The sequence below is a fragment of the Catellatospora tritici genome (genome assembly GCF_019083965.1).
Classification (GTDB): Bacteria; Actinomycetota; Actinomycetes; order Mycobacteriales; family Micromonosporaceae; genus Catellatospora; species Catellatospora tritici.
In genome coordinates this window covers 1-25,138 of sequence record NZ_JAHRCY010000024.1, presented here as the reverse complement: position 1 = coordinate 25,138, position 25,138 = coordinate 1, and the positions used below count along the sequence as shown (strand labels likewise).

Sequence of the window (25,138 nt, the reverse complement as noted above, 5' to 3'; positions counted from 1 at the left end):
CTGCGTCGTACCGGGCAGCGCCGCGCCCGTACACCCGGCACAATGCGGCGCATGCCCTCCGTCGAGTTCACCCGCACCACCCGGTTGACCCCGCGCCCCACCCTGGGCCTGCTCTACCTGGTGGGCACCGTACTGTCCGCACTGCTGCTGGTCGCCACCCTGATCGACCGCCGGACCGACCCGCTGCCCACCATCACGCTGCTGGTGCTGCTGGTCGGCTCGCAGGCGCTGTATCAGCAGGGCATCTACCTCGTCGGCGATCGGCTGCTGCTGCGCCGCCCGCTGTCGCGCACCCTCGTCCCGCTGGCGAACCTGCGCGAGGCGTACATCCGGCCGCTGCCCGCCAAGCCCGAACGCCGCCTGCTGCACCTGGAACTGGCCGACGGCACCGTGCTGCGAACCCACGTCGGCGTCACCCGCAGCCTGTTCTCCCCTGCCATCCGGGTGACGTTCGAGCAGCTGGTAGCCCTGGTCGGCACCATCGACGCGCACCGCCGCACGGCGAGCGCCAACAGCCCGCAGCAGTCCTGACCGCATCCGCCATCAACCGAACCGGCCCATCGCTCGCCCCATCGTCGGCTTTGCTCGGTCGGCCATGGATGAAAGGCTTTCCCCGTTTTTGCTTCGGGGAGGAGCGCACGTGGACAGGGACGAGCTGGTCAACGAGGCCGAACGTGCGCTGTGGGACGCGTTCGGGTCGGGCACCATGGTGGACCTCGGTCCCGGCGAACCCGCCGCCGACGGCTTCGACCCGCAGACCTGGGGCGCCGACCGGACCGTACGCGCCGAGCTGATCGCACGGCTGCTGCTGGGCGTGCGCGACGTCGACCGCGGCTACATCGCCAAGGTACGGCTGGCCGGGGCGCTGGTCACCGGCGACCTGGACCTCAACGGCGGCGACACGTCGTACGAACTGCACCTGGACCGGTGCTGGCTCGATCAGGCGCCTGACCTCGCCGACGCGTACACCAAGGGCATCGCACTGACCGGCTGCCGCCTGCCCGGCCTGACCGCGCACGGCCTGCAGACCTCCGGCCCCACCCACCTGTCCGGCAGCCGCGTCGAGGGCGAGCTCGACCTCAACGGCGCCCGGATCGCCGGGCAGCTGTCCATGACCGGGACCCGGCTGGTCAACCCCGGCGCCGACGCCCTCAACGCCTGGAATCTCGTCGTCGACCAGGACCTGCTCTGCAACGACGGGTTCACCACCGACGGCTCGATGGCGCTGTCGGGCGCGCACATCGGCGGCATGCTGCTGCTCATCGGCGCGAAGCTGCACCATCCCGGGCAGTACGCGTTCAACGCGCAGAACCTGACCGTCGACCGCGACGTGATCTGCCACGACGGCTTCACCGTCGACGGCGCGATCGAGCTGAGCGGCGCCAAGATCGGCGGACGGCTGTCGTTGATCGGCGCCAAGCTCACCAACCCCGACGGGTACGCCTTCAACGCGCAGAACCTCGTGGTTGAGCGGGACGTCTACTTCAACGACGGGTTCGCGGCGAGCGGCACCATCGACCTCAGCGGCGCCCGGATCGGCGGGCAGCTGTCCATGCTCGACGCCACCCTCAGCCGCCCCGGCGGCCAGGCGCTCAACGCGCAGAACCTCACCGTCAGCGAGAGCATCCTCGCCTACCGCGGCTTCACCGCCACCGGCGCGATCGACCTGTACGGCGCCCGAATCGACGGGCAGCTCTCGCTGGTCGGGGCGACTCTGAGCAACCCGGGCGGCCGGGCCCTGCACGCGCAGAGCATCACCATCGGCCAGGCCATGTACTGCTACGACGGCTTCACCGCCACCGGCATGGTCGACCTGAGCGGCGCCAAGATCGGCGGGGTCCTGTCGTTGGTCGGCGCGAAGCTCGACAACCCCGGCGGTGAGGCGCTGTCGGCCGAGAACCTGCACGTCGACATGGACATGGTCTGCTACGGCGGCTTCACCGCCAACGGCGGCGTCAACCTCTACGGCGCCACCGTCGCCGGGCAGCTGTCCCTGTCCGGAGCGACGCTGCGACACCCCGACGGGCTGGCGCTCAACGGACGCGACCTCACCGTCGGCCGGATCATGCAGTGCGGCCACGGCTTCACCGCCGAGGGAACGGTGTGCCTGGCCAACGCCACCCTCAGCGGGGCCACGTTCGAGGCCGCCACGTTCACGGTGCCGGCCGGCGCGGTCCGTACCCACCTCACGCTCGACTGCGAGTCGCTCACCGCGAGCTTCCTGATCCTGCCCGACAGCATGCCCGGCGTCACCGACCTGCGGCAGGCCACCATCGGCCGGCTGTGCGTCCCCGTCGGCGCCCTGCACAGCAGCATGCGGCTGAGCGGCCTCACCTACACCGACCTCGACCCGGACCCCGATCCGCCGGTGCGCCAGCGGCTGACCTGGCTGCGCCGCGACACCGACGGCTACCACCCGCAGATGTACGAGCAGCTCGCCGCGTACTACCGCGCCAACGGCCACGACCGCGAGGCCCGCATCGTCCTGCTCGGCAAACGGCGCAGCCAGCGGCGCAACACCAGCGGGGCCAGCACGCTGCCAGGACTGATCCGGCGCCTGCCCGGCCTGCTGATCGACGGCCTGGCCGGGTACGGCTACGTGCCCGCGCGAGCCTTCGCCTGCCTGCTCACCGCCATCGCCTGCGGCACGTGGCTGTTCACCGACGTCGGTCCGACGCATCCGACCGACAACCTGGACACGAACGCGCTGCTGCTCGCCATCGACGCGATCCTGCCGACGTCGCCCTTCGGGCTGGTCGAGGCCGCCGACCTGACCGACGGGGCGTACGTGGCCGCGATGGTGCTGCAGGGGTTCGGCTTCGCCCTGTCCATCGCCGTCCTGCCCGCCCTGACGCGCTCCCTCGCCCGCGCCGACAAGTGACCTGGTCACAGGCACGCCCATAGCCCTCGACAGCCCCCAGTGACCAGGTCATATGCTCGCCGACCAGGGTTGGACGGGGGTGATCGTGGCGGTGGTGCGACGGCGGGTGCTGCGCAACAGACGCAACCTGATCGCGGCAGTGGAAGTACGAGACAACTGCACCGAGCGCCACGCCGACCAACGAGGCGACAGAGGCGAGCAGGACGTCGGGACTCATCTACGCAGCATGTCGGTAGTCACTACCTGCCGCTGCCGCACAAGTGACTGCGGGGTGCCGCCACCATCCGCTGTCGTCGATCCCACCAGTCGTCGAAGTCACCAGCCGTCAACGCATCCAGGTCGGCGGCGATTGGCCCACCGCGCGGTGGTGTCGTCGGCGGTGTCGGTGAGGTCGACCGCTTGCTCTGACGGCACTCACCCGCCATCGAGAGCTGGTCCGGGCCGAGTGCGACGCCGAGCCGACCGGCCTGCTGTTCACGACTCGTACCGGCCAGCCGGTGGAGCCGCGCAACTTCAACCCGTGCTGGGACCGGCAGATCAAGCGGGCCGGGGTCAAGCAGATCACCGTGCACGACGCTCGCCGCACCTGCGCGACCCTGCTTCGTGACCTGAACGTGTACCCGCGGGTCGCTCAGCAGATCGTGAGGCACGCGCAGGTGTCGATCACGAGGGAGATCTACACCGAGGTCACCGACGAGGCGACCCGTGATGCCCTGCGGAGGCTCGCCAGGCGCTGGAGTGAGCGCCGTCAACCAACGGCGGCCACGGCGAACGGCTGTACCCTTCCGCTGACCTCGCTATACGCCGTTTGAAGATCGCCGAGAGGGGGTGGTGTGATGGCCGGACGGCTCGTCCTGCGGAACAGGCGCAACTACCTGGCAGTTCCGTTCCTCACGCTCATCGGCGCGTTCGCCTGCGTCTTGGCCGCAGCAGCAGGCGGCGCCATCGGGGCCGTGGTCGGCTTGCTGCTCTTCATGCTCTCGGTCGTCGTCAGCTGGCGCTTGGCTCGCATGTCCGTCGCCATCCAGGATCGTGGGCTTGTTGTCCGCAACCCGCTCCGCAGCCATGAGCTGACCTGGGAAGAGATCGACTCCTTCACCTATCCGGCGAACAATCCGTTCTACCCGATCACCGTCAACCTGATCTCTGGTCGCCGGATCGGCCTGGTTGCGCTTGATCACGAAACAACGCTGTTCGCGGGGCGGGCTCAACAGCATGAACAGCGGCACGTGGATGTGCTGGCTGCCGCGCTTCGCGACGCCCGTGCCAGATCGGTTGGCGCAAGCACCACCATCGGCTGACCGTTGCTGTACTTCGCTGCCGTACCGGGCCGCTGCCGTGCTGGGCGAGCCCGGTTCAGTGCTTTTGAGCTGGGCTGATGGAGCCGACCGCGGGACTTGAACCCGCAACCTTCCGATTACAAGTCGGGTGCGCTACCAATTGCGCCAGGCCGGCATGAACCCCGTGGGGAGGTTCACAGCGATGGTACGCGTCGAAGTCCGCCCCCTCGCCACCGGATTCCCAGAAGTTTCGTCCCCTGCATACCGCTAAAGTACGTTTTGCCTGGCGAGAGCGTTCCACCTGATGATCCACGGGCTTGTTAACGGCCCGTGACCGGGTTACTTTGGCGAGCGCCGACCGTGTGAACACGGACGGTACTCACTTTCACTCGGATCGTCCGGCACGTTCCTGCCGGTGGAAGGAAGCACCCCCATGGCTACCGTCACGTACGCCAAGGCGTCCCGGATCTACCCGGGCACCGACCGCCCCGCCGTCGACCAGCTCGACCTGCAGATCCAGGATGGCGAGTTCCTCGTCCTGGTCGGCCCCTCCGGCTGTGGCAAGTCCACCAGCCTGCGGATGCTCGCCGGTCTTGAGGACGTCGACCAGGGCGCGATCTACATCAACGACAAGGACGTCACGAACCTCCCGCCGAAGTCGCGGGACATCGCGATGGTCTTCCAGAACTACGCCCTCTACCCGCACATGACGGTGTACGAGAACATGGCGTTCGCGCTCAAGCTGCGCAAGACCCCGAAGTCGGAGATCGACACCCGGGTCAAGAAGGCCGCCCAGATGCTGCAGCTCGAGGAGTACCTGGGCCGCAAGCCGAAGGCACTCTCCGGCGGTCAGCGCCAGCGTGTCGCCATGGGTCGCGCCATCGTGCGTGAGCCGCAGGTCTTCCTCATGGACGAGCCGCTGTCGAACCTCGACGCCAAGCTCCGTGTGCAGACCCGCTCGCAGATCGCCACGCTGCAGTCGCAGCTGGGCATCACCACGGTGTACGTCACGCACGACCAGGTCGAGGCCATGACCATGGGTCACCGCGTGGCCGTGCTGCTCGACGGTGTGCTGCAGCAGTGCGACACCCCGCGCAAGCTGTACGACGCCCCGTCGAACGTCTTCGTCGCGGGCTTCATCGGCTCGCCGGCCATGAACATCAAGACCGTGCAGCTGACCGACGCGGGCGCGGTGTTCGGCCAGATGGTGCTCCCGCTCACCCGTGAGCAGGTCGCCGCGGCTCAGGCCGAGGGTGGCAACGGCCAGGTCACCGTGGGCTTCCGCCCCGAGGACTCGGACCTGGTCGGCGCGAGCGAGGGCGGCATGCCGATCGTCGTGGACCTGGTCGAGGACCTGGGCGCCAACGCCAACGTGTACGGCCACGCCGCGCTCAACGGCGGCGAGGAGCGGTTCGTGGTCTCCACCACCCGTCAGGCGATGCCGTCGCTGGGCGACACGGTCTACGTGAAGCCGGTCGTGGGCAGCCACCACGCGTTCCACGCCGCCTCCGGTGTGCGCATCTGACGCAGTAGCCAGTAAAAGGGCGGAGCCGGTCGGCTCCGCCCTTTTTCCATATGCGCTTTCCTCATCCGCTGGGCGCGGCGGGTAAGGATGTAGGCATGACCGAATATCGAGTCGAGCACGACACGATGGGTGAGGTGCGGGTCCCCGCCGACGCACTCTGGGGCGCCCAGACCCAGCGAGCGGTGGAGAACTTCCCGATCTCCGGCACTCCCCTGCCGTACCCCCTGATCATCGCCCTTGCCCAGATCAAGGAAGCCGCCGCGCAGGCGAACGCGGACACCGGCGCGCTGGACCGCGAGACCGCCGAGGCCATCGCGGCCGCGGCCCGGCAGGTGATCGACGGCGACCTGGCCCGGCACTTCCCGCTGGACGTGTTCCAGACCGGTTCGGGCACCTCCACCAACATGAACCTGAACGAGGTGCTGGCCCGCCTGGCCGGACAGTCCCTGGGCCGACCGGTGCACCCGAACGACCAGGTCAACGCCTCGCAGTCGAGCAACGACGTGTTCCCGTCGGCGATCCACCTGGCCGCGTTGCGCCTGATCGCCGACGACCTGCGCCCGGCCCTGCTGGAGCTGCACGAGGCGCTGGAGTTGAAGGCGGCCCAGTTCGCGCACGTGGTGAAGTCGGGGCGTACGCATCTGATGGACGCCACCCCGGTGACCCTGGGCCAGGAGTTCTCCGGCTACGCCCAGCAGGTGCAGCGGGGCGCCGAGCGGGTGGCCTCGACGCTGCCGCACGTGGCGGAGCTGCCGCTGGGCGGCACCGCGGTCGGCACCGGCGTCAACGCCAGCGCCGCGTTCCGGCACGAGGTGTACGTGCACCTGGCCCACAACACCGGCCTGCCGGTGCGCGAGGCCGAGAACCACTTCGAGGCGCACGGCTCCCGGGACGCGCTGGTGGAGCTGTCCGGTCAGCTGCGTACGGTCGCGGTCAGCCTGTACAAGATCGCCAACGACATCCGCTGGATGGGGTCCGGCCCGCGCGCCGGGTTGAGCGAGGTGCACCTGCCCGACCTGCAGCCCGGCTCGTCGATCATGCCGGGCAAGGTCAACCCGGTGCTGTGCGAGTCGGTGCGCCAGGTCTGCGCCCAGGTGATCGGGGCGGACGCGACCATCGCGTTCGCGGGGTCGCAGGGCGACTTCGAGCTGAACACGATGCTGCCCGTGATCGCCCGTAACCTGCTCGAGTCGATCACGCTGCTGGCCAACGTGTCCCGGGTGTTCGCGCAGCGCTGTGTCCTCGGGCTCACCGCCAACGAGGAGATCTGCCGCCTGTACGCCGAGGGCTCGCCGTCGATCGTGACCCCGCTCAACCGGCACATCGGGTACGAGGAGGCGGCCGCGATCGCCAAGCAGGCGCTGGCGGAGCACAAGACCATCCGCCAGGTGGTCGTGGAACGGGGCCACCTGGAGGCGGGCCGCCTGACCGAGGCCGACCTGGACGCCGCCCTCGACGTCCTCGCCATGACCCGCGCCCCGGAGTAACCGGCGCGCGGCGCCCCGCCCCCGCCTAACATCAACGCTGGCCTATCCAGTGGACGGATAATCGAATTCCGTCTTCCGGATAGGCCAGCGTCAATTAAAAAGTGGGGCGTCGACCGGTCACGCAGCGCGGCGGCGGGCCACCTCGGCCAGTGCCACAGCGGCGGCGACCGACGCGTTCAGCGACTCCACCTCCGACACCATCGGAATGCTCACCCGCAGGTCACAGGTCTGCCCGACCAGTCGCCCGAGCCCGCGCCCCTCCGACCCGACCACCACGATCAGCGGCCCGACCGCGGCCTCCAACTGGTAGAGATCCGTCTCCCCGTCGGCGTCGAGCCCGACGACCACGAACCCCTCCTGCTGCGCCTGCTTGAGCGCCCGGGTCAGGTTCGTCACCTGCGCGACCGGCAGCCGCGCCGCCGCCCCGGCGCTGGTACGCCAGGCGGTGGCGGTGATCCCGGCCGCGCGGCGCTCCGGCACGAAGATGCCCTGCGCGCCGAACGCGGCCGCCGACCGGATGACCGCACCCAGGTTGCGCGGGTCGGTCACCCCGTCGAGCGCCACCAGCAGCGGTTCCGGGTGCTCGGCGGAGGCGGCGAGCAGGTCCTCGAAGCTCTCGTACGCGAACGGCGGCACCTGCACGCCGATGCCCTGGTGCAGCACCCCGCCGGTGAGGCGGTCGAGCTCGGCCCGGCTGATCTCCAGGATCGGGATGCCCCGGTCGCCGCACGTGCGCACGATCTCGGTGATCCGGTCGTCGATCTCGATGCCCTGCGCGATGTAGAGCGCCGTCGCCGGCACGTGCGCGCGCAGCGCCTCGACGACCGGGTTACGGCCGACGAGCAGCTCCGGCGCGTCCTTGGGCGTGGCCGACTTGCGGCCGGGCGCGACCCGGGGGCCGCTGGCACGGGCGGCGGTGGCGCGTCCGGGCGCGGTACGCCGCGTCGGCGCACCCTTGCCCGTCCCGCCCCGGCCCCAGGTGGTGTCCTTGCTGCCCGGCTTGCCGATCTTGGGGGCGCGCCCCTCGGCCGCGGCCGCCTTGCGCTCCTTGTCCTGCTTCCACGCGGTCTTCGACGGCACCTTCTCGGTGCCGGAGTAACCCTTGTGCCAGGGTCGCTCGTCGGCGGGCAGGGTCTTGCCCCGGCCCTTCAGGGTGTCCTTGCCCTTGCCGCCCGTTCCCTTGCTCGCGGTCTTCTTGCTGACCTGGCGTACGTTGCGGCGTTGCGAGTTGCCCGGCATTACAGTTCACTTCCGATCGTCCAGCGTGGACCGTGTGGGGTGTCCTCGACCACCACTCCGGCCTGTTTCAGTTGGTCGCGCACGGCATCCGCGGCGGCCCAGTCCTTGCGCGCGCGGGCAGCGGTCCGCTGCTCCAGCGCGAGTGCCACCAGCGCGTCCACGGTGCCGCGCAGCGAGTCGCCGGCCTTCGTGTCGGCCCAGGCGGGGTCCTGCGGGTCGAGCCCGAGGATGCCGAGCATGGCCCGTACGCTGCCCAGCGCGCCGGCGGCGGCCTTGGTGTCACCGTTGGCCAGCGCCGTGTTGCCCTCGCGCACCACCTCGTGCAGCGCGGCGAACGCGGCGGAGGTGTTGAGGTCGTCGTCCATCGCCTCGGCGAACTCGGCGCACAGCACGGTCGGCGCGGTCACGCCGACGAGTTCGGTGGCCCGCTGCACGAAGCCCTCGATCCGCCGGTACGCGGTCGCGGCCTCCTCCAGCGCGTGCCAGCTGAAGTCGATGCGCGCCCGGTAGTGCGGGGCGAGCAGGTAGTAGCGCAGGTCGACCGGGCGCAGTCCGCGCTCGGCGACCGCCTCCAGGTCGATCACGTTGCCCAGCGACTTGCTCATCTTGGCCTCGCCGAGGTTGAGCAGGCCGTGGTGCACCCAGAACCGCGCGAACGGCAGCCCGGCCGCACGCGACTGGGCCTGCTCGTTCTCGTGGTGCGGGAAGACCAGGTCGAGGCCGCCGCCATGGATGTCGAACTCGGCGCCCAGGTAGCGCCGGGCCATGGCGGAGCACTCGATGTGCCAGCCGGGGCGGCCGCGACCCCACGGCGAGGGCCACTCGGCGTCGTCCGGCTCCTCCGGCTTGGCGCCCTTCCACAGGGCGAAGTCGCGCGGGTCGCGCTTGGCCCGCTCCGGCCCGTCCGGGGCGGCCAGCATCTCGTCCGGGCGCTGGCCGGACAGGGCGCCGTAGTCGGCGAAGGAGCCGACGGAGAAGTACACGTCGCCGCTGCCGTCGGTGCTCGGGTACGCGTGGCCGAGCTTGATCAGCTCCTCGATCAGCTCGTGCATCTCCGGCACGTGCCCGGTGGCCCGCGGCTCGTACGTGGGCGCCAGCACGTTCAGGCTGCGGTACGCCGCGGCGAGGATCACCTCGTTGGCGTAGGCGATCGACCAGAACGGGCGACCCTGTTCGAGCGACTTCTGCAGCACCTTGTCGTCGATGTCGGTGATGTTGCGCACGAACGTCACCGACAGCCCCGAATGCTGCAGCCAGCGGCGCAGCACGTCGTAGTTGACGCCCGAGCGCAGGTGACCTATGTGCGGCCCGGACTGGACGGTGAGACCACACAGGTACACGGAGGCCTGACCGGGAACGCGCGGCACGAAGTCGCGCACCTGTCTGGTCGCGGTGTCAAAGAGTCTCAACGTCACCGGATAAGGATAGTCATCCTTCGCGACTCCATTGCGACTGCAGCCACCGCAGCGCGGGCAGGTATCTCTCATCTGCCGCGATGCGGTACACCCGCCCGTCCGCGGCGGTGAACCCGATCACGGACCGCGCGTCACCGGGGCCGGTCGGCGCGCTCTCCGACGTGCCGCCCCGCACCGGGACGACCCGGCGGGACGCCCCCGCACCGCCCTGGGACAGTTCCAGCGAGTCCGCACCGGCGCGCACGGTGCCGTCGAGCCAGCCGTCGCGGGCATAGCGGGAGCCGGTGCCGTACACCGAGGCCTCCAGCTGCAGCGTGTTGCCCGCCTGCACGTGGGCGAGCAGCCGTTCCGGCGAACCCTTGCTCGTACCGCCGGTGGGTGCGGCGTCGAGCTGGTACGCACCGAGGCACCGCGGCTCGCCGTACACCCGGATCTCCTCCAGCGCCCGGTCGATCAGCTCGCCGGAGCCGCGCCAGCCCTGGACCTGGGTGTAGTAGCGCCAGCGCCGGCCGTCCAGCGACTTACCGCGCCCCACCACCCGCCACGGCACCCCGAACAGGGTCCGGATGAGCACGAACAGCGGCAGCAGCAGGAGCACGATCAGCCACTCGGCGACGAAGATCGCCAGCGCGAGCAGGAACGGAAAGGTCAGGATCAGCGCGCCGACGACGATCGCGATCGCACAGCCGATCGGCTCGTCACCCAGGTCGATACTGCCGAACTCCATGAAACCGCTGTCGCCCCGGCCGAGATCGCGCGCCTTCGGCTGCCAGGGCAGCCAGCGTCGGCCGACCCACCATTCGCGGCCGTCCGCACCGCTCGCCCTGCCTGACATGCCCGGCATCCTGGCATGCGGCCGCAACCCGCGGCAGTGCGCTGTGCCGAAGACGTCCGCGCAGGTCAGGCCTTAAGTTGCGCGATCACCGCGGGCAGCTGGGCCAGATCCGCGACGATCGCGTCGGGGCGGACCGGTCCGGGCACGGGGGCGTCCGCGCGGTTGAGCCACACGGTACGCAGACCGGCGCCCGCCGCGCCGACGACGTCGTGGTCGTACGAGTCGCCGACGTACACCACCTCGTCCGGCCCGGCCTGCGCGGCGGCCAGCAGCGCCTCGAAGAACCCGGCGGCGGGCTTCTTGGGCACCCCGTCGCGCAGCGCGTAGATCTCGAACGCGAACAGGCCGCCCAGCCCGCAGCGGGCCGCCTCGCTGTTGGCATTGGTGCCGTAGCCGAGCTGGTATTCGCTGCGCAGCTTGGCCAGCGTGTCGAGCACGCCGGGGAACGGCCGCGAGTTGGCGAACCGGACCTCGAAGAACAGGTCGAGCAAGCGCGCGGTCTCGTCCGCGCGGCCGATCCGGTCGAGGGTGATCCGCAGCGCGGTCTCCCGGATAAGCCGGGCGGGCTGGTCCGCCATGCGCCGCCAGCAGTCGTCGGCATCGACCCGGAACCCGGCCACGCTCAGGCTCGGCTCACCGACGGCCGCGACCACGGCCGCGAGCCCGGCGTTCACACCGGTCACGATGTCCACCAGCGTGTCGTCCGCATCGAAGGCAACAGTCGTGATCATCGGTACACGGTAGCCGATACCACCTGGTCAGCCCGATGACGCGCCCGTCGCACCGCGCCACGTCCCGCGCGCGTGTTTGGAAGGGGCCCTGCTACTACGCAATGCGATAAGAAGGTGCCCTTCCTTACCTCGATAGGGTGGGAGAGTGGATACCGCGCAGACGCTCGACCGAGGCCTGCGGCTGCTGACCCTGGTAGCCGACACCCCCGGCGGCCTGACCGTCACGGAGGCGGCGAGCCGACTTGGCGTGGGCCGTGCGGTGATCTACCGGCTGGCCACGACGCTGACCGAACACGCGCTGATCCGCCGGGACGCCGCCGGGCGGTTGCGCCTGGGCCTGGGCCTGCTGCATCTGGCGCGCCGGGCGCAGCCGCTGCTGGCCGACGCGGCCCTGCCCGCGCTGCGCAAGCTCGCCGACCAGGTGCAGGCCACCGCGCACCTGACCGTCGCCGACGGCGATGAGGCGGTCGCCGTCGCGGTGGTGGAGCCGAGCGCGACGGTGTTCCACGTCGCCTACCGCACCGGTTCGCGGCACCCGCTCGCGGCGGGCGCGGCCGGACGGGCGATTCTCGACGCGCATGAAGGCTGGACGGTGTCGTCGGGCGAACTGCAGCAGGGGGCGTATGGCATCGCCGCGCCCGTACGCGACGTCGAGGGCCTGCGGGCGAGCGTGGGCGTGGTCGCATTGGCCCCGCTCGATCCCATGACGGTCGGACCACTGGTGGTCGCCGCCGCCCACACCCTCACCACAGCACTCGCCTGACACCCCACCAACCTCGCGCAAACCTGCCGCGCGCCAAGCTCGCGCATGTCGCCGCGCGCCAAGATCGCTCAAGTTGCCAGGCAATCGGGCGTATCTTGGACATCCTTTCGCCCAATTGCCCGGCAACATGAGTGACCTTGACGGCCCTTGACGGCCCTTGACGGCCCTGGCGGCCCTGGCGGTCCTGGTGGTCTTGGCGGGGGCGGGGCGGCAGTGCGGGTCCCGAATCCGTCTGTCCACCGGGCTTGTGGATAACCCCGTGAACTGCGTATCCACAATGTGGATAACTTGATTTCCACAGGTTTCCCACATGTCGTCCACAGCCTGGCGCGAGTTATCCACAGCGAGATCCACATCGCGCCCGGATCTCGGGCACGCTGTCCCGCGTGCGACGAACCGATCGACCACGGCAACTTGCCTGGCAGGTGTTTCGCGGGGCCGATGCGCTCCGGGAAGGTCTGCTCACCCTCGAACAGCTGCGCGGCGCCAACTGGCAGCGGCTCGCCTACGGCGTCTACGCCGACTCCCGCCTCGACCGTGACCACGGGCTGCGGTGCCGCGCGCTGGCGGCAGACCTACCCGAGCACGCACACCTGGCCGGTCCCAGCGCCGCCTATCTCCATGGCGTCGAGCACGCGGCGGCGTTCACCGACCCCGTCCACCTCATCGTCCCGGCGGGCACCCGGCTGAACCAGCGCAGGGAGGCGGCCGTACACCGGATGGTGCTGGCGTCGGACGAAGTGGGCGTCCAGCGTGGGCTGCCGGTGACCAGCCCACTGCGTACCAGTTGGGACGTCACGTTATGGATGGATCTCGTACCGGCGGTCGCGGTGTTGGACGCGCTGCTACGCGACAAGCTGGTGACCGCGACGCAGCTGATGGAGCTCGCGGCGGACCGTGCCGGTCGGCACGGCGCGGCGCGCGCCACACGCGCGTTCAAGCTGGCCGACGCGGGCGGGCAGTCACCGCAGGAGACCCGACTGCGGCTCGGGCTGATCCGAGCCGGGCTGCCTCGGCCCGAACTGCAGCATCCGGTGCCGGTGGGCGGGCGGGTGCTGCACCCCGACCTGTGCTGGCCGCAGTACCGGGTCGCGGTGGAGTACGACGGCGAGTGGCACGACAGCCCTGACAGCTTCCATCTCGATCGGCGGCGGCTCAATCTGCTGGTCAGCGCTGGCTGGACCGTGCTTCACGTGACGAGCCGCCGCATGCGCGCCGACTTCGCGGCCGTGGTCCGTGAGGTGGCGGCCGCTCTGCGATCGGCGGGCTGGAATCCCGGCCCCGGCCGCCCGACACCCATGATCCCGTGACCGTCCGGCCACCGTCCCTCGAAGCCGCTTATGCCGCCGTCCCTCAAGGTCACCTATGTTGCCAGGCAATCGGGCGAAGGAGCTCCCAAGATACGCACGATTGCCCGGCAACTTGCCCGATCTTGGCCCCCGGCCCGGCCCGGCCGGGGCGGGGTGGGGTGGGGTGGGGTGGGGTGGGGTTAGCGGCGGCCGATGGCCAGGAGTGGGTTGGGCTTGGAGGTTTCGGCGAAGAAGTCGTTGCCCTTGTCGTCGACGACGATGAAGGCTGGGAAGTCCTCGACCTCGATCTTCCACACGGCTTCCATGCCGAGTTCGGCGTACTCCAGCACCTCGACGCGCTTGATGCAGTCCTGCGCCAACCGGGCCGCCGGGCCGCCGATCGAGCCGAGGTAGAAGCCGCCGTAGGCCTGGCAGGCCTTGGTCACCTGGCCGCTGCGGTTGCCCTTGGCGAGCATGACGTAGGAGCCACCGGCCGCCTGGAACTTCTCCACGTACGCGTCCATGCGGCCCGCGGTGGTCGGCCCGAACGAGCCGGAGGCGAAGCCCTCGGGCGTCTTGGCCGGGCCCGCGTAGTAGACGGCGTGGTCGCGCAGGTACTGCGGCATCGGCTCGCCCGCGTCCAGCCGCTCGGCGATCTTCGCGTGGGCGATGTCGCGCGCGACGACCAGCGGGCCGGTCAGCGAGAGCCGGGTCTTCACCGGGTACTGCGACAGCTGCTCGCGGATCACCGACATGGGCTGGTTGAGGTCGACCTTCACCACGTCGCCGTCGGCGGAGGCGGCCGCGGACAGCTCCTCGGCGGTGGTGTCGGGCAGGAAGCGGGCCGGGTCGGTTTCGAGGCGCTCCAGCCATACGCCCGACGGGGTGATCTTGGCGACGGCCTGGCGGTCGGCGGAGCAGGAGACCGCGATGGCGACCGGGCACGACGCGCCGTGGCGCGGCAGACGGATGACACGCACGTCGTGGCAGAAGTAGCGGCCGCCGAACTGGGCGCCGATGCCGAAGCTGCGGGTCAGCTCCAGCACCTCGGCCTCCAGCTCCACGTCGCGGAACCCGTGCGCCAGCATGCTGCCCTCACCGGGCAGGTTGTCCAGGTACTTCGCCGAGGCCAGCTTCGCGGTCTTGAGCGCGTGCTCGGCCGAGGTGCCGCCGATGACGATCGCCAGGTGGTACGGCGGGCAGGCGCTGGTGCCGATGAGCCGCAGCTTCTCGTCCAGGAAGCGGATGAACGAGGCGGGGCTCAGCAGCGCCTTGGTCTCCTGGTAGAGGTACGACTTGTTGGCGCTGCCGCCGCCCTTGGCCATGAACAGGAACTTGTACGCGTCGGCGTGCCCGTCCGGGTCCTCGGCGTACAGCTCGATCTGCGCGGGCAGGTTGGTGCCGGTGTTGCGCTCGTCCCACACGGTCAGCGGGGCGAGCTGCGAGTAGCGCAGGTTGAGCTTGGTGTACGCCTCGTACACGCCGCGCGCGATGGCGGCCTCGTCGGCGCCGTCGGTCAGCACGTGCCGGCCGCGCTTGCCCATCACGATCGCGGTGCCGGTGTCCTGGCACATGGGCAGCACGCCGCCCGCGGCGATGTTGGCGTTGCGCAGCAGGTCCAGCGCGACGAAGCGGTCGTTGGCCGACGACAGCGGGTCGTCGAGGATCGCGCGCAGCTGCGTCAGATGCGCCGGGCGCAGGTAGTGGGCGATGTCGTGCATCGCCTCGGCGGTGAGCTGGGTGAGGATCTCCGGCTCGACGGTCAGGAACTTGCGCCCACCCGGCCCGCTGACGACGTCCACACCCTCGTCGGTGACGAGCCGGTAGTCGGTGGTGTCCGCGCCCAGGGGCAGCAGGGAGGAGTAGGCGAAGTCGGTCATGCGCAAAAGCGTACTCACGGGTTGCCCAAGGGCTGAATTCGCGCTCTGCCTAATCGAACGCCAGGTAACCGAGATCACGCCGCTGCCCCAGGAGCAGCCCGTTCGCGTCGGCCGCGAGCACGTCGGCCTCGGTGTCGACCTGGCGGCGCACCTTGCCGCTGGTGGCGTCGAGCACGATCACCCGGTCCGGGCCGCGGTCGACCACGATCACGATCTTGCCCCGGATCGCCGCCGACGCCTCAGTATTGACCTTGCGGGTCCACAGCGACTTCGGCCTGCCGCCCGACTCCAGGTCCAGGCTGTACCCGGTGAACTTCGCGCCGTCGGCCGACCGGACCACCGCCCGGTTGCCGTCGACCGCGACCACGCGCTCCCCGGCCGCGCACAGCAGCACCTGGCGCCCGAAGCCGGTGTCCAGCAGCGCCTGCCGCCCGTCCGGGGCGGTGGCCAGCACCAGGTCGCCCGAGCCGGTGGGCTGGTGACGCTGGTCGCAGCCGCCGCCGGTGATGGTGCCGAGCTGGTTGTCGCGCCAGCGCCACACCTCGTCGTCGGTGACCGCGTCCCGGCCGATCACGGTCACCCCGCAGCCGCCGTCGCGCGGGACCGCCTCGCTGTGGATGACCCGGCCGCCCAGCACGATGATCCGCTCCCGGCGGCTCGGGCTGACCTCGGGCAGCACCACGCCCTGCGCGGTGTCGACGACGTACACCCGGCCGTCGATCGGGAAGCCGAGCAGCTGCGGCATCGGCTGCGGCTCGACCCGCTCGGCGATGCGGTCGGCCCCGAGCGGCACGCTGCCGGTCAGCTCCGGGTTGTCGGCGAACAGTACGAACCCCATACCGGGCAGGCCGACATGCCAGCGTTCGTCGCCGCTGGCGGGCTCGCGGGCGGTCAGCTCACAGTTCTTGGGGGTACGGCACGCGACGTCCAGCAGGTAGTCGGAGAACGTCCAAACCGCCGCGGCCCGATCGTCGCGGCGCAGTACCGCCCCGGTCGCCGGGTCGATCACCTGGTAGCCCTTGACCAGCAGCTTGCCCGCGACCACGACCGTCCGCCCGGACGGCCCGGCCACGGCGGCCCAGTCGGCGGGGGTCTGCCAGATCCGGCGGCCGGTCGTGCGGCTGCGCACCTCGACGGAGTCGCGATGCTCGACGACGACGTGCTGCTCCAGCAGGGTCACGTGCTGGGGGCTGCCGCCCAGGCGCTCCTGCCAGCGGGCGGGCGGGTCGGCGAGGGGGCCGCTGGTGCTGATCCAGTTCCACAGGTCGGGGAACGGGTTCCACACGTTGGTGCTGACCAGCACAGTCATCGCCACGGCCACCGCGACGAGCCAACCGGTGCCGGCCCTCCCCTTGGCCATCCGCCCAGGATAGCCAGCCGACGATCAAACGTGAGTGAGTGTCCGATCTATCCGTGTCGGGCGGCTTTACGCACCAACGGCAGCGTCCGGTACGGCAGCTGCTCGGCCAGCGCGATCAGCGTCGAGGCGCGCAGGATCGCGTCGTACGCCACGATCTCGTCGATGACCCGCTGCAGATCGGCATTGGACCTGGCCACGATCCGGCAGAGTAGATCCCCGCCGCCGGTGATGGTGTACGCCTCCAGCACCTCGGGAATCGTCGACAGGTGCGCGGCGACCGGGTCGTGGCCGCCGCTCTGCCGGATCTCCAGCGTCACGAACGCGGTCACGCCGTAGCCGATCGCCTCCGGGTTCAGCTCCGGCCCGAACCCGGTGATGACGCCGCGGGCCACCAGCCGGTCCAGTCGCGCCTGGACGGTGCCCCGCGCCACCCGCAGGCGGCGCGAGGCCTCCAGCACGCCGATCCGCGGCTCCGAGGCCAGCAGGTCGATCAGCTGTACGTCCAGCTCGTCCACAGTGCCGGTCACCGGCCCATCATGTCACCGCGCCCTGGCCTCACCGCGGCCGATGCGTGACCGTGCCGCCTTTCCACTGCCACACCTCCGTCCTGGTGACGATCTCGATCGAGGCCGGGTGTTCGCTGGTGCCGTCCGCCGAGCGCCACCAGGCCCCGAACCAGCCGCCGGAGACGGTCAGCGCGACGGTCTTGCCGCTCTTCATCACGGCGGTGCCGCTGACCGCCCCGTCCGGCGCCCGGCCCAGCAGCCAGCCACGGTCACCCTCGTCGGCGTGGTTGAACTGCATGGGATGCCAGATGCTGCTCGGATCCTCCAGCGCCGCCACCTCGGTCACGGCGATTCCGGCGCCGCCGCCGCTCTCGCCGCCGCTGCGCTCGCAGGCCACCATCAGGTGCTCGTCGCCGTACAGGTGGACCGCGTCCTCGCCAGAGCGGAGCTTGAACCGCACCGGCGGCAGGTCCGGAAAACCGAGGTCCCCGAACGGGGCGGCGGTGCGGCGGCACGCCTCGACCAACGCCTGCTCCTGGTACGTGCCGTCGACATGGCCCAGCCCGCCCACCATGATCATGCGGTCGCCGGTGAACGCCCGCATGACCGCGTCGCGCAGCCCGCCCTCGGGCGCCCAGACCAGGAACAGGTCACCGTCGACGAGGCCAGGGAACACCTCGCCGCGGGCGGTGTGCGCCTCCACTTCGCGGGTCCCCGCGGGGGCCAGGCCGAGGTAGTAGTCGGCAGCGTGGCGGCCACCGTTCTCGTCCGCCAGCGAGCTCACTCCGTAGCGCGGCATCCCGGCGCCGACGTCGGTGAGCAATCGCCGGGCCGGCGGCGCGGGCGTGGTCAAGCCGAGATGCGTCCCATCGTCATCGTGTATGCACTCCACGATCAGGCTCGTGTCGGCGGTGGCGTAGACGAGCATGCCGAGCCGCCCCTGCGCGACGTCGAACCGCAGCGGAGGCAGGTTGTCGCGCAGTCCGGGCGCCAAGCCGCCGCGGTCCTGCTTCGCCCACTGCTGCGCGCACGCCTGCGGAAACGCGGCGTGCCAGGCGGGGGTGCCGGTCGCGGTCGGTTCGACGCTGGGCGAGGTCAGCGGCTCCACGACGCCGGAGCCGCCGGTGGGCCATACCAGGAAGGCGACCGCGACCAGCGCGGCCACGCCCGCCATCGCCCAGGCCGCCATCCTGCGGCGGGCACCGGTGCCCGCGCGCTGTTCGATCTCGATCACCGTCATGGTGAAGCGCTCCTCCCCGTACTCCTCGGTGAGCCTGGTGCGCAGGTCGTCGACGGTCATCACGCCACCTCCGGGGTGCAGCGCAGCGCCGTGACGGCGGCGGGCTCGAGTTGGTGACGAAGCGAGTTCAGGGCGCGGTGCAGGTGCGCGGTCACGGTGCCCTCGGCGATGCCGAGCAGCTCGGCGGTCTCTGCGACGCTCAGGTCGGCCAGCAGCCGCAGCGCCACCACCTCCCGCTGCCGCCGGGGCAGCGTCGCGAGCAGCCTGCGCAGATCGCTGTCCGGTTCTCGATGCGTGCTCCGCTCCGGCACGTCGCCCAGCACCTCGCGGCGCAGGCGCCGCCACACCGAGCGCTGCACGTTCAGCGCCGTGACGAGCACCCAGCCGGTGGGGTTGGGGTGCTCGCGGACCACCGCCCACCGGGCGCACGCCCGCGCGTACGCCTCGGCGACCGCGTCCTCGGCCGCCGCGCGGTTGCCACCGGCGGCGAGCACGGCGCGAAACACCGCATCCTTGCCGCTGAGGTAGAACTCCGCGAAGTCGTCCATCCTGTCTCCCTCGTCACCTGGGAGTACTCCCGAGAGCCCAGGAAGCATTACCCAGTTCGATAACGAATCCATAACTGAGCAACCTGTCCAGCAAATAACCGATACCACCGGTCGATCTGCGCAATCTGATCAGCTCCCGTACTGACAGTTGCCCAGCTCACCATCCGCGCGCCATTCTTCGGCCATGACCGCTGTCGCTCATCCGGCCGCCACCCACGCGGCTCCGTCGCACGACCCGTTCCCGGTGAAGGGCGTCGACCACCTCGCCTTCCTCGTCGGCAACGCCCGGCAGGCGGCCCACTACTACTCGACCGCGTTCGGGATGACCCTGGTCGCCTACCGCGGCCCCGAGCAGGGCTACCGCGACTACGCCGAGTACGTGCTGACCTCGGGCAGCGCCCGGTTCGTGCTGCGCGGCGCGGTACACGCGGCAGCGCCCGGCGCCGACCACCACGCCCGGCACGGCGACGGCGTCACCGACATCGCGCTCGAGGTCCCCGACGTCGACGCCGCCTACGCGTACGCCGTCGAGCACGGCGCCACCGGCCTACAGGCCCCGGTCGACCACACCGACACGAACGGCACCATCCGCGTCGCCGCCATCGCCGCCTACGGCGACACCCGGCACACCCTGATCGACCGGTCGGCCTACCACGGCCCGTTCGAGCCCGGCTTCGTCGCCGCCCACCCGATCGTCGACCGCTCCGCCGCGATCGCCGCCGGCTCGCCCAAGCGCTTCTTCCAGGCTGTCGACCACGTCGTCGGCAACGTGGAGCTCGGCAAGATGGACGAGTGGGTGGAGTTCTATCACCGCGTCATGGGCTTCACGAACATGGCCGAGTTCATCGGCGACGACATCGCCACCGACTACTCGGCGCTGATGAGCAAGGTCGTGGCCAACGGCACCCGCAAGGTGAAGTTCCCGCTCAACGAGCCGGCCATCGCCCGCAAGAAGTCCCAGATCGACGAGTACCTGGAGTTCTACGGCGGCCCCGGCGCCCAGCACATCGCGCTGGCCACCAACGACATCCTGGCCACCGTGGACGCGATGCGCGCCGCGGGCGTGGAGTTCCTGGCCACCCCCGACTCCTACTACGACGACCCGGAGCTGCGCGCCCGCATCGGCCACGTACGCGTGCCGATCGAGGAGCTCAAGGCGCGCCGCATCCTGGTCGACCGGGATGAGGACGGGTACCTGCTGCAGATCTTCACCAAGCCGGTGCAGGACCGGCCGACCGTCTTCTTCGAGCTGATCGAGCGGCACGGCTCGCTCGGCTTCGGGAAGGGGAACTTCAAGGCGCTGTTCGAGGCGATCGAGCGCGAACAGGAGACCCGCGGCAACCTCTGACCCCGGTAAGGAAGGGCACCTTCTTATCGCTTTCCGTAGTAGAAGGGCCCCTTCTCAACGCGGGCGCGGTCTGCGGCATGTCGGCGAGCCGGCCCCTTGCCAGAGCTGGGGGGCCGGCTCCTCTTCTGTCCGCCGGCCGGTGCACCACCGGGCCGCCCCGGTGGTGTTGACGTGGAAGGATGTCCCGCATGACCACCCCCGTACCCCCCGGTCCGACCCCAGACCAACCGGGCGTCGTACGACCGCCGCTGCCCACCCCGCCGCCCGGCATCCCGCACCAGGCCCCGCCGCCGTGGGGACCGCCGCCCGGCAGCTGGACCCCACCGCCCGCGCCGCCCGGCGCCTGGACCGCGATGCTGGTCCCGCTCGCGCCCAACGGCGCGCCGCTGGCGAGCTTCGGCCGGCGCCTGGGCGCCCACCTGATCGACCTGGCGCTCTACGCGGCGCTCTATGGCATCCTCATGGTGCCGGTCATGATCTTCTGGTTCGCGTCGGTCGCGGACCTCGCGTCGAAGCAACAGCCGCATGGCGAGATGCCACCGGGCGAGGTCCCACCGGGTGAGTTCTTCGCCCTGATGGGGATGATGTTCGCGCTCATGATGGGGATCTTCGCCGTCTCCCTGCTGTTCACGTACCTCTACTACGTGGAGTACCAGCTGCGCACCGGTGGGCGCACGCTGGGTAAGAAGATGCTGAAGCTGGTCGTCGCTCCGGTCGACCCCACCCGCGTGCTGACCAGGGCCGACCTGGCCAAGCGATGGGCGGTGCAGTTCGTGGCCGCGGGGCTGGTGCCGCTGTTCAACTACGTCGACGGCTTCTGGCAGCTCTGGGACAAACCGCTGCAGCAGTGCCTGCATGACAAGGCGGCGCAGACGGTCGTGGTGAAGGTCGGTTAAATAGCAGTCATGACGATCAGCCCCGGGTGGTACAAGGACCCTGCCGATCCCAGTACGCAGCGCTACTGGGACGGTGAGGGCTGGGTCGGCGCGGCCCTGCCCGCCGACGCCACCCCGCCGGACGGTCCGCCGCAGCCCGAACCGGCAGCGCCGCCGCCCCCGCCGGTCGCCGAATCGCCCATACCGTCCCCAGGCAGGGTCAGCTCGTCGCGTGACGGGGTCATCCCGCCGGTGTTCCCGCCGCCCCAGTTCGGCACCAAAACCGGCACGGGGCCCGGTGGCGGCCCCGGCGCACGCCCGCTGCCGCCCGGCTGGCCGCATCCGGTCCCCACGACTCCGGTGCGCCCCCACGGCATGCCCCTGGCCTCCCCCGGCGTACGCCTCGGCGCCCGGTTCGTCGACTTCCTGGCCGTGCTCGGCCTCAACATCGTGGTCAACGGCTGGTTCGTGTACCTGTGGCTGCGCGAATTCGTGCCGTACATGCAGTCCGCGTTCCAGAAGGCGCTGGACGGCGGCCAGGTTACCGACGTGGCACGACCGGCGCAGCTCGACGGCCTGTTCCTAGTGATCATCTTCATCGCGCTGGGCCTGTGGTTCGCCTACGAGGTGCCCGCCACGGCGCACTCAGGCCAGACCTTCGGCAAACGGCTCATGCGGATCAAGGTCGTGCCGGTGGAGAGCCTGGAGCCGCTGCGCACCGGCCGGGCCTGGCGCCGCTGGACCCCGATGGCGCTGCCGCTGCTGCTCATCCCCTGCTGCCTGATCTTCTTCGTGATCCCGCAGATCCTCGACGTCGTCCTGATCCTGATGGACCGGCGGCAGCGCATGGCCTGGCACGACCGCTCGGCCGGCACATACGTGGTCCAGCTGCCCGACGCAGCCCGTTCCCAGAAGAGAGGTGCCTGATGACCAAGCGGAGCCTCACCCGCCCCGACCTTGCCGCACTGCCCAACTACGTGCCCGGACGGTCTGTCCCCGGCGCGATCAAGCTGGCCAGCAACGAGGTCCCGTACGGCCCGCTGCCCGGCGTCGCCGAGGCCGTCGCCGAGGCCATCGCCAACGTGCACCGCTACCCGGACATGGGCGTCGGCGCGCTGCGCGACAAGTTCGCCAAGCGCCTGGGCGTGCCCGTCGAGCGGGTCGTCACCGGCTGCGGCTCGGTGGCGCTCGCCGAGCACCTGGTCCGCGCCACCTGCGTGCCCGGCGACGAGCTGCTCTACTCGTGGCGCTCGTTCGAGGCGTACCCGATCATCGCCGCGACCACCGGCGCCACCTCGGTCAAGGTGCCCAACACTGCGGTGCACGGCCACGACCTGGACGCGATGGCGGCGGCGATCACCGACCGCACCCGCCTGATCCTCGTGTGCAACCCGAACAACCCGACCGGCACCAGCGTGCGCCGCGCCGAGATCGACGCGTTCCTGGCCAAGGTGCCCGAGGACGTCCTGGTCGTGCTCGACGAGGCGTACAAGGAGTTCGTGACCGACCCCGAGGTCCCCGACGGCGTCGAGGTGTACGGCGACCGTCCCAACGTCGCGGTGCTGCGCACCCTGAGCAAGGCCTGGGGCCTGGCCGGGCTGCGCATCGGCTACCTGGTGGCCCAGCCCGACGTCGCCGACGCGGTGCGCAAGGTGGTCACCCCGTTCTCGACCAGCCTGCCCGCGCAGGCCGCGGCGCTGGCCGCGCTCGACGCCGAGGACGAGATGCGCCGCCGCTGCGACCTGGTCATCGCCGAGCGGGCCCGGGTCACCAAGGCGCTGCAGGAGCACCTGCCGAGCATCCCGGACAGCCAGGCCAACTTCGTCTGGCTGCCGCTGGCCGACCAGGCGGCGGCGTTCTCCCAGGTGTGCGAGGCCGAGGGCGTCATCGTGCGGCCGTTCGCCGGCGACGGGGTACGCGTCACCATCGGCACCGCCGAGGAGAACGACGCCCTGCTCCGCGCCGCGGAAAAGTACTTCGGCTGAGCATCGGAGCAGACGGGGATGGCGTGGCGGACTCTTTCGCGTAGGACGCGCGCGGCGATCGTCGCTGCGCTCTGCGCGGCACTGGTGGTCGGGAGCGGAATCGTGCTGTGGCGCGTGTTCCGTCCCACCGACGTCGTCACCACGGCGACGCACCCAATGCCCGCACCCGTCATCCCCGCCCCCGGCGCACTCGGTGCGCTGGTCTCGGCGCCGCTGATCGTCGGCGACCAGATCCGGGTCCACGCCGCGCCGCGACAGGTCTGGGCGGACGGTCCCGCCGACACCAAGTACGAAACCAGCGCGCTGTGGTCGCTGCGCCGCTGGCCGGCCGACCTGCTTGGCGTGGTCGCCGCGGGTGACCAGGTCGTCGTCAGCGCGTGGGGCGACGGCATGCTGGTCGGCACGGACCCGCGCACCGGCAGGACGACCTGGTCGGTGCGGGCAGACGTGCTCGGCGAGGCCTACCAGGGCCGCCGCACCGGCGCCGCCACGGTCTACGACCCGCCTGGTCTGTTCACCGCCGGCCAGACGGTGCTGACGACAGGCGACAAGACCATCACCGCGTACGACGCGACGACCGGCGCGGTGCGTTGGCGCCACGACCTGCCCGCCGACGAGCACTGTCGCGGCATCTCGTTCACCGCTCCGACGCAGTTCCTGACCCACGACACCTGCACCGACACGCTCCTGCGGTACTCCGTCGACACCGGCGCGCCCCAGACGCCGCTGGGCACCGGGGTAACTGCCGTCGAACCGGTGTCGTGTGCCGTGGGCAACTCCGACTGCCTCGGGGTACGTGCCACCGCCAGCGACGGGCCGCACGCCTGGCTCCTGCCGCCCGCGGCGTCCTCAGGCACGGAGACCCCATCCGCTCCGCTGGCCGCGCCGGGCGCCATCGTCACCGGGCCGCCCCAGGCCGCTGCGGCCGTCGTCACCACGCCGGACCCGGCCGCGGTGACCGAACTGGTCAGTCGCGATCCGAGCACCGGAGAGGCTCGCTGGACCTGGCGGCCGCAGCCCGGCGATCGCGCCCCCACCCTGCTGCCAACCGGAGCACGCGACCGCATCCTGCTGGTCACCCCGGAGCACACGCTGATCGCGGTGAACGCGGAAACCGGGAAAGAGCTGTCACGCTCCTCGCTGGACCTCTACTACGAGGACCCTTTCCCCTACACCCTCGGCCACGTATACGCCTCCGGCCACTACCTGGTCCTGGAACGCCTCACCCCCGACACTGCCGCCGACTCCCCCGACACCGTCTACTACGCCTCCCCGCGCCCGGTCCTGCTCGCCGCTTCCTGACCCGCGGTTTCCGCATCGGCCATGGGACGGACGTAGCTCGCGCTATCGCCAGCTGGCCAAGGAGTGTCGACAGGCGCTCACAGCTGCAGACACCCATCGGCCGGGCCAGTTTCTTACGACGGCGCTGGTCGAGGCTGAGGTCCTTGGACGGCCTTGATCCCCGTTAGCGGACGCGACCCGCCGTCGAACGGCGCCCGATGACCACAAACGGCGATCATCATTCGCAGGGGACGCGATCCTCGGGTCCGCGACTCGTGCAGTTTCGGGGAAACTGCACGAATTCATGGTGTGATTCCGGCGGTTTCCCTGAACTGCTGGACGGGACGGCGGCTGTGACCGCTGCCGATCGTTCTGGCCGCTGTCGACACACGGGGTACCGGGGGGTGATCACGGTGGTGGGGACACGCCGTCGAACACGCCCACAAGTCCATGACCGCCCGGCGGGTCAGGTCGTGGTCGTGGTGTGTGCCCTGGAAACGCGTCAAGGCCCACCCCGGAAAGGGGTGGGCCTTGAACAGCGATGTTTGTCCGGCGGCGTCCTACTCTCCCACAACGTCCCCGTTGCAGTACCATCGGCGCTGGAGGGCTTAGCTTCCGGGTTCGGAATGTTGCCGGGCGTTTCCCCTCCGCCATGGCCGCCGTAACACTA

The 25,138-nt window shown here is 70.6% G+C and carries 22 protein-coding genes, 1 tRNA gene and 1 rRNA gene; 13 read left to right on the top strand and 11 right to left on the bottom strand.

Features of this window, described 5'->3' with window-relative positions; translation table 11 throughout:
- Positions 1-51 precede the first annotated feature (51 nt).
- From KUA19_RS35035 to KUA19_RS35020, 4 genes are all read left to right on the top strand, one after another.
- Positions 52-531: a hypothetical protein gene (locus KUA19_RS35035; protein ID WP_217403140.1), complete on the top strand. Its 480-nt coding sequence runs from the start codon at positions 52-54 to the stop codon at positions 529-531.
- A gap of 109 nt (positions 532-640) precedes the next feature.
- Positions 641-2,881, top strand: coding sequence for a hypothetical protein (locus KUA19_RS35030; RefSeq protein ID WP_217403139.1), 2,241 nt, complete (start codon positions 641-643; stop codon positions 2,879-2,881).
- Positions 2,882-3,285: 404 nt separating this feature from the next.
- Positions 3,286-3,693, top strand: a complete 408-nt coding sequence (locus KUA19_RS35025) for a tyrosine-type recombinase/integrase (protein WP_217403243.1) — start codon at positions 3,286-3,288, stop codon at positions 3,691-3,693.
- A 24-nt stretch (positions 3,694-3,717) separates the two neighbouring features.
- Positions 3,718-4,182, top strand: a complete 465-nt coding sequence (locus KUA19_RS35020) for a PH domain-containing protein (protein ID WP_217403138.1) — start codon at positions 3,718-3,720, stop codon at positions 4,180-4,182.
- A 78-nt stretch (positions 4,183-4,260) separates the two neighbouring features.
- Here the strand turns inward: KUA19_RS35020 and KUA19_RS35015 are convergent.
- A tRNA-Thr gene (locus KUA19_RS35015) sits at positions 4,261-4,336 on the bottom strand.
- A gap of 258 nt (positions 4,337-4,594) precedes the next feature.
- On the opposite strand from KUA19_RS35015, the gene KUA19_RS35010 reads away from it, so the two are divergent.
- The gene (locus KUA19_RS35010) at positions 4,595-5,686 is read left to right on the top strand and encodes an ABC transporter ATP-binding protein (RefSeq protein WP_217403136.1); all 1,092 of its coding nucleotides are present in this window, start codon (positions 4,595-4,597) and stop codon (positions 5,684-5,686) included.
- Positions 5,687-5,781: 95 nt separating this feature from the next.
- Positions 5,782-7,173: a class II fumarate hydratase gene (locus KUA19_RS35005; protein WP_217403135.1), complete on the top strand. Its 1,392-nt coding sequence runs from the start codon at positions 5,782-5,784 to the stop codon at positions 7,171-7,173.
- A 117-nt stretch (positions 7,174-7,290) separates the two neighbouring features.
- On the opposite strand, the gene rlmB is transcribed toward KUA19_RS35005, so the two are convergent.
- The 4 genes from rlmB to KUA19_RS34985 all read right to left on the bottom strand — a co-directional run bounded on the left by rlmB (position 7,291) and on the right by KUA19_RS34985 (position 11,393).
- Entirely contained in the window at positions 7,291-8,412 is a 1,122-nt protein-coding gene (rlmB, locus tag KUA19_RS35000) for a 23S rRNA (guanosine(2251)-2'-O)-methyltransferase RlmB (RefSeq protein WP_217403134.1), read from the bottom strand.
- Positions 8,412-9,827: a cysteine--tRNA ligase gene (cysS, locus tag KUA19_RS34995; protein WP_217403133.1), complete on the bottom strand. Its 1,416-nt coding sequence runs from the start codon at positions 9,825-9,827 to the stop codon at positions 8,412-8,414. Before cysS ends, rlmB begins: the two co-directional genes overlap by 1 nt.
- Positions 9,828-9,840: 13 nt before the next feature.
- Positions 9,841-10,662: a hypothetical protein gene (locus KUA19_RS34990; protein ID WP_217403132.1), complete on the bottom strand. Its 822-nt coding sequence runs from the start codon at positions 10,660-10,662 to the stop codon at positions 9,841-9,843.
- Positions 10,663-10,727: 65 nt separating this feature from the next.
- Positions 10,728-11,393 carry an HAD family hydrolase gene (locus KUA19_RS34985; protein WP_217403131.1) on the bottom strand — a complete coding sequence of 222 codons (666 nt, stop codon included), beginning with the start codon at positions 11,391-11,393 and terminating at the stop codon, positions 10,728-10,730.
- A gap of 145 nt (positions 11,394-11,538) precedes the next feature.
- Between KUA19_RS34985 and KUA19_RS34980 the strand changes: the two genes are divergently transcribed.
- Positions 11,539-12,156: an IclR family transcriptional regulator domain-containing protein gene (locus tag KUA19_RS34980; RefSeq protein ID WP_217403130.1), complete on the top strand. Its 618-nt coding sequence runs from the start codon at positions 11,539-11,541 to the stop codon at positions 12,154-12,156.
- Between the two features lie 386 nt (positions 12,157-12,542).
- A complete protein-coding gene (locus KUA19_RS34975) occupies positions 12,543-13,466 on the top strand; it encodes a type IV toxin-antitoxin system AbiEi family antitoxin (protein WP_217403128.1) in 924 nt (307 codons plus the stop codon).
- Between the two features lie 179 nt (positions 13,467-13,645).
- On the opposite strand, the gene KUA19_RS34970 is transcribed toward KUA19_RS34975, so the two are convergent.
- From KUA19_RS34970 to KUA19_RS34950, 5 genes are read right to left on the bottom strand one after another with little or no spacing between them, the layout of a single operon-like run.
- Entirely contained in the window at positions 13,646-15,325 is a 1,680-nt protein-coding gene (locus KUA19_RS34970; protein ID WP_217403125.1) for a fumarate hydratase, read from the bottom strand.
- A 49-nt stretch (positions 15,326-15,374) separates the two neighbouring features.
- A complete protein-coding gene (locus KUA19_RS34965; protein ID WP_217403123.1) occupies positions 15,375-16,685 on the bottom strand; it encodes an outer membrane protein assembly factor BamB family protein in 1,311 nt (436 codons plus the stop codon).
- Between the two features lie 47 nt (positions 16,686-16,732).
- On the bottom strand, positions 16,733-17,212 hold the full coding sequence (locus KUA19_RS34960; protein WP_308167824.1) for an Lrp/AsnC family transcriptional regulator: 480 nt from the start codon (positions 17,210-17,212) through the stop codon (positions 16,733-16,735).
- A gap of 28 nt (positions 17,213-17,240) precedes the next feature.
- On the bottom strand, positions 17,241-18,491 hold the full coding sequence (locus KUA19_RS34955; protein ID WP_217403121.1) for a hypothetical protein: 1,251 nt from the start codon (positions 18,489-18,491) through the stop codon (positions 17,241-17,243).
- Positions 18,491-18,979 carry a sigma-70 family RNA polymerase sigma factor gene (locus KUA19_RS34950; protein WP_217403119.1) on the bottom strand — a complete coding sequence of 163 codons (489 nt, stop codon included), beginning with the start codon at positions 18,977-18,979 and terminating at the stop codon, positions 18,491-18,493. The genes KUA19_RS34955 and KUA19_RS34950 overlap by 1 nt, the downstream gene beginning before the upstream one ends.
- A 184-nt stretch (positions 18,980-19,163) precedes the next feature.
- Between KUA19_RS34950 and hppD the strand changes: the two genes are divergently transcribed.
- The 5 genes from hppD to KUA19_RS34925 all read left to right on the top strand — a co-directional run bounded on the left by hppD (position 19,164) and on the right by KUA19_RS34925 (position 24,489).
- A complete protein-coding gene (hppD, locus tag KUA19_RS34945; RefSeq protein ID WP_217403117.1) occupies positions 19,164-20,327 on the top strand; it encodes a 4-hydroxyphenylpyruvate dioxygenase in 1,164 nt (387 codons plus the stop codon).
- A gap of 188 nt (positions 20,328-20,515) precedes the next feature.
- Entirely contained in the window at positions 20,516-21,223 is a 708-nt protein-coding gene (locus KUA19_RS34940) for an RDD family protein (RefSeq protein WP_217403116.1), read from the top strand.
- Positions 21,224-21,232: 9 nt separating this feature from the next.
- Complete coding sequence (locus KUA19_RS34935; RefSeq protein WP_217403115.1) at positions 21,233-22,129, top strand: RDD family protein; 897 nt, start codon at positions 21,233-21,235, stop codon at positions 22,127-22,129.
- Positions 22,129-23,187: a histidinol-phosphate transaminase gene (hisC, locus tag KUA19_RS34930; RefSeq protein WP_217403114.1), complete on the top strand. Its 1,059-nt coding sequence runs from the start codon at positions 22,129-22,131 to the stop codon at positions 23,185-23,187. Before KUA19_RS34935 ends, hisC begins: the two co-directional genes overlap by 1 nt.
- Before the next feature lie 114 nt (positions 23,188-23,301).
- Complete coding sequence (locus tag KUA19_RS34925; RefSeq protein WP_217403113.1) at positions 23,302-24,489, top strand: outer membrane protein assembly factor BamB family protein; 1,188 nt, start codon at positions 23,302-23,304, stop codon at positions 24,487-24,489.
- 526 nt (positions 24,490-25,015) lie between these two features.
- Here KUA19_RS34925 and rrf read toward each other — a convergent pair.
- Positions 25,016-25,132 (bottom strand): 5S ribosomal RNA (gene rrf / locus KUA19_RS34920).
- Positions 25,133-25,138 lie beyond the last annotated feature (6 nt).

What these genes read in the sequence shown, in the direction of transcription:
- KUA19_RS34935 (WP_217403115.1), top strand. Translation starts at nt 21,233, where the DNA reads ATGACGATCAGCCCCGGGTGGTACAAGGACCCTGCCGATCCCAGTACG.
- hppD (WP_217403117.1), top strand. Translation starts at nt 19,164, where the DNA reads ATGACCGCTGTCGCTCATCCGGCCGCCACCCACGCGGCTCCGTCGCAC.
- KUA19_RS34955 (WP_217403121.1), bottom strand. Translation starts at nt 18,491, where the DNA reads ATGACCGTCGACGACCTGCGCACCAGGCTCACCGAGGAGTACGGGGAG.
- KUA19_RS34985 (WP_217403131.1), bottom strand. Translation starts at nt 11,393, where the DNA reads ATGATCACGACTGTTGCCTTCGATGCGGACGACACGCTGGTGGACATC.
- KUA19_RS34970 (WP_217403125.1), bottom strand. Translation starts at nt 15,325, where the DNA reads ATGACCGACTTCGCCTACTCCTCCCTGCTGCCCCTGGGCGCGGACACC.
- KUA19_RS35020 (WP_217403138.1), top strand. Translation starts at nt 3,718, where the DNA reads ATGGCCGGACGGCTCGTCCTGCGGAACAGGCGCAACTACCTGGCAGTT.
- KUA19_RS34940 (WP_217403116.1), top strand. Translation starts at nt 20,516, where the DNA reads ATGACCACCCCCGTACCCCCCGGTCCGACCCCAGACCAACCGGGCGTC.
- rlmB (WP_217403134.1), bottom strand. Translation starts at nt 8,412, where the DNA reads ATGCCGGGCAACTCGCAACGCCGCAACGTACGCCAGGTCAGCAAGAAG.
- KUA19_RS35010 (WP_217403136.1), top strand. Translation starts at nt 4,595, where the DNA reads ATGGCTACCGTCACGTACGCCAAGGCGTCCCGGATCTACCCGGGCACC.
- KUA19_RS34950 (WP_217403119.1), bottom strand. Translation starts at nt 18,979, where the DNA reads ATGGACGACTTCGCGGAGTTCTACCTCAGCGGCAAGGATGCGGTGTTT.
- KUA19_RS34965 (WP_217403123.1), bottom strand. Translation starts at nt 16,685, where the DNA reads ATGGCCAAGGGGAGGGCCGGCACCGGTTGGCTCGTCGCGGTGGCCGTG.
- KUA19_RS35005 (WP_217403135.1), top strand. Translation starts at nt 5,782, where the DNA reads ATGACCGAATATCGAGTCGAGCACGACACGATGGGTGAGGTGCGGGTC.
- KUA19_RS34990 (WP_217403132.1), bottom strand. Translation starts at nt 10,662, where the DNA reads ATGTCAGGCAGGGCGAGCGGTGCGGACGGCCGCGAATGGTGGGTCGGC.
- KUA19_RS35035 (WP_217403140.1), top strand. Translation starts at nt 52, where the DNA reads ATGCCCTCCGTCGAGTTCACCCGCACCACCCGGTTGACCCCGCGCCCC.
- hisC (WP_217403114.1), top strand. Translation starts at nt 22,129, where the DNA reads ATGACCAAGCGGAGCCTCACCCGCCCCGACCTTGCCGCACTGCCCAAC.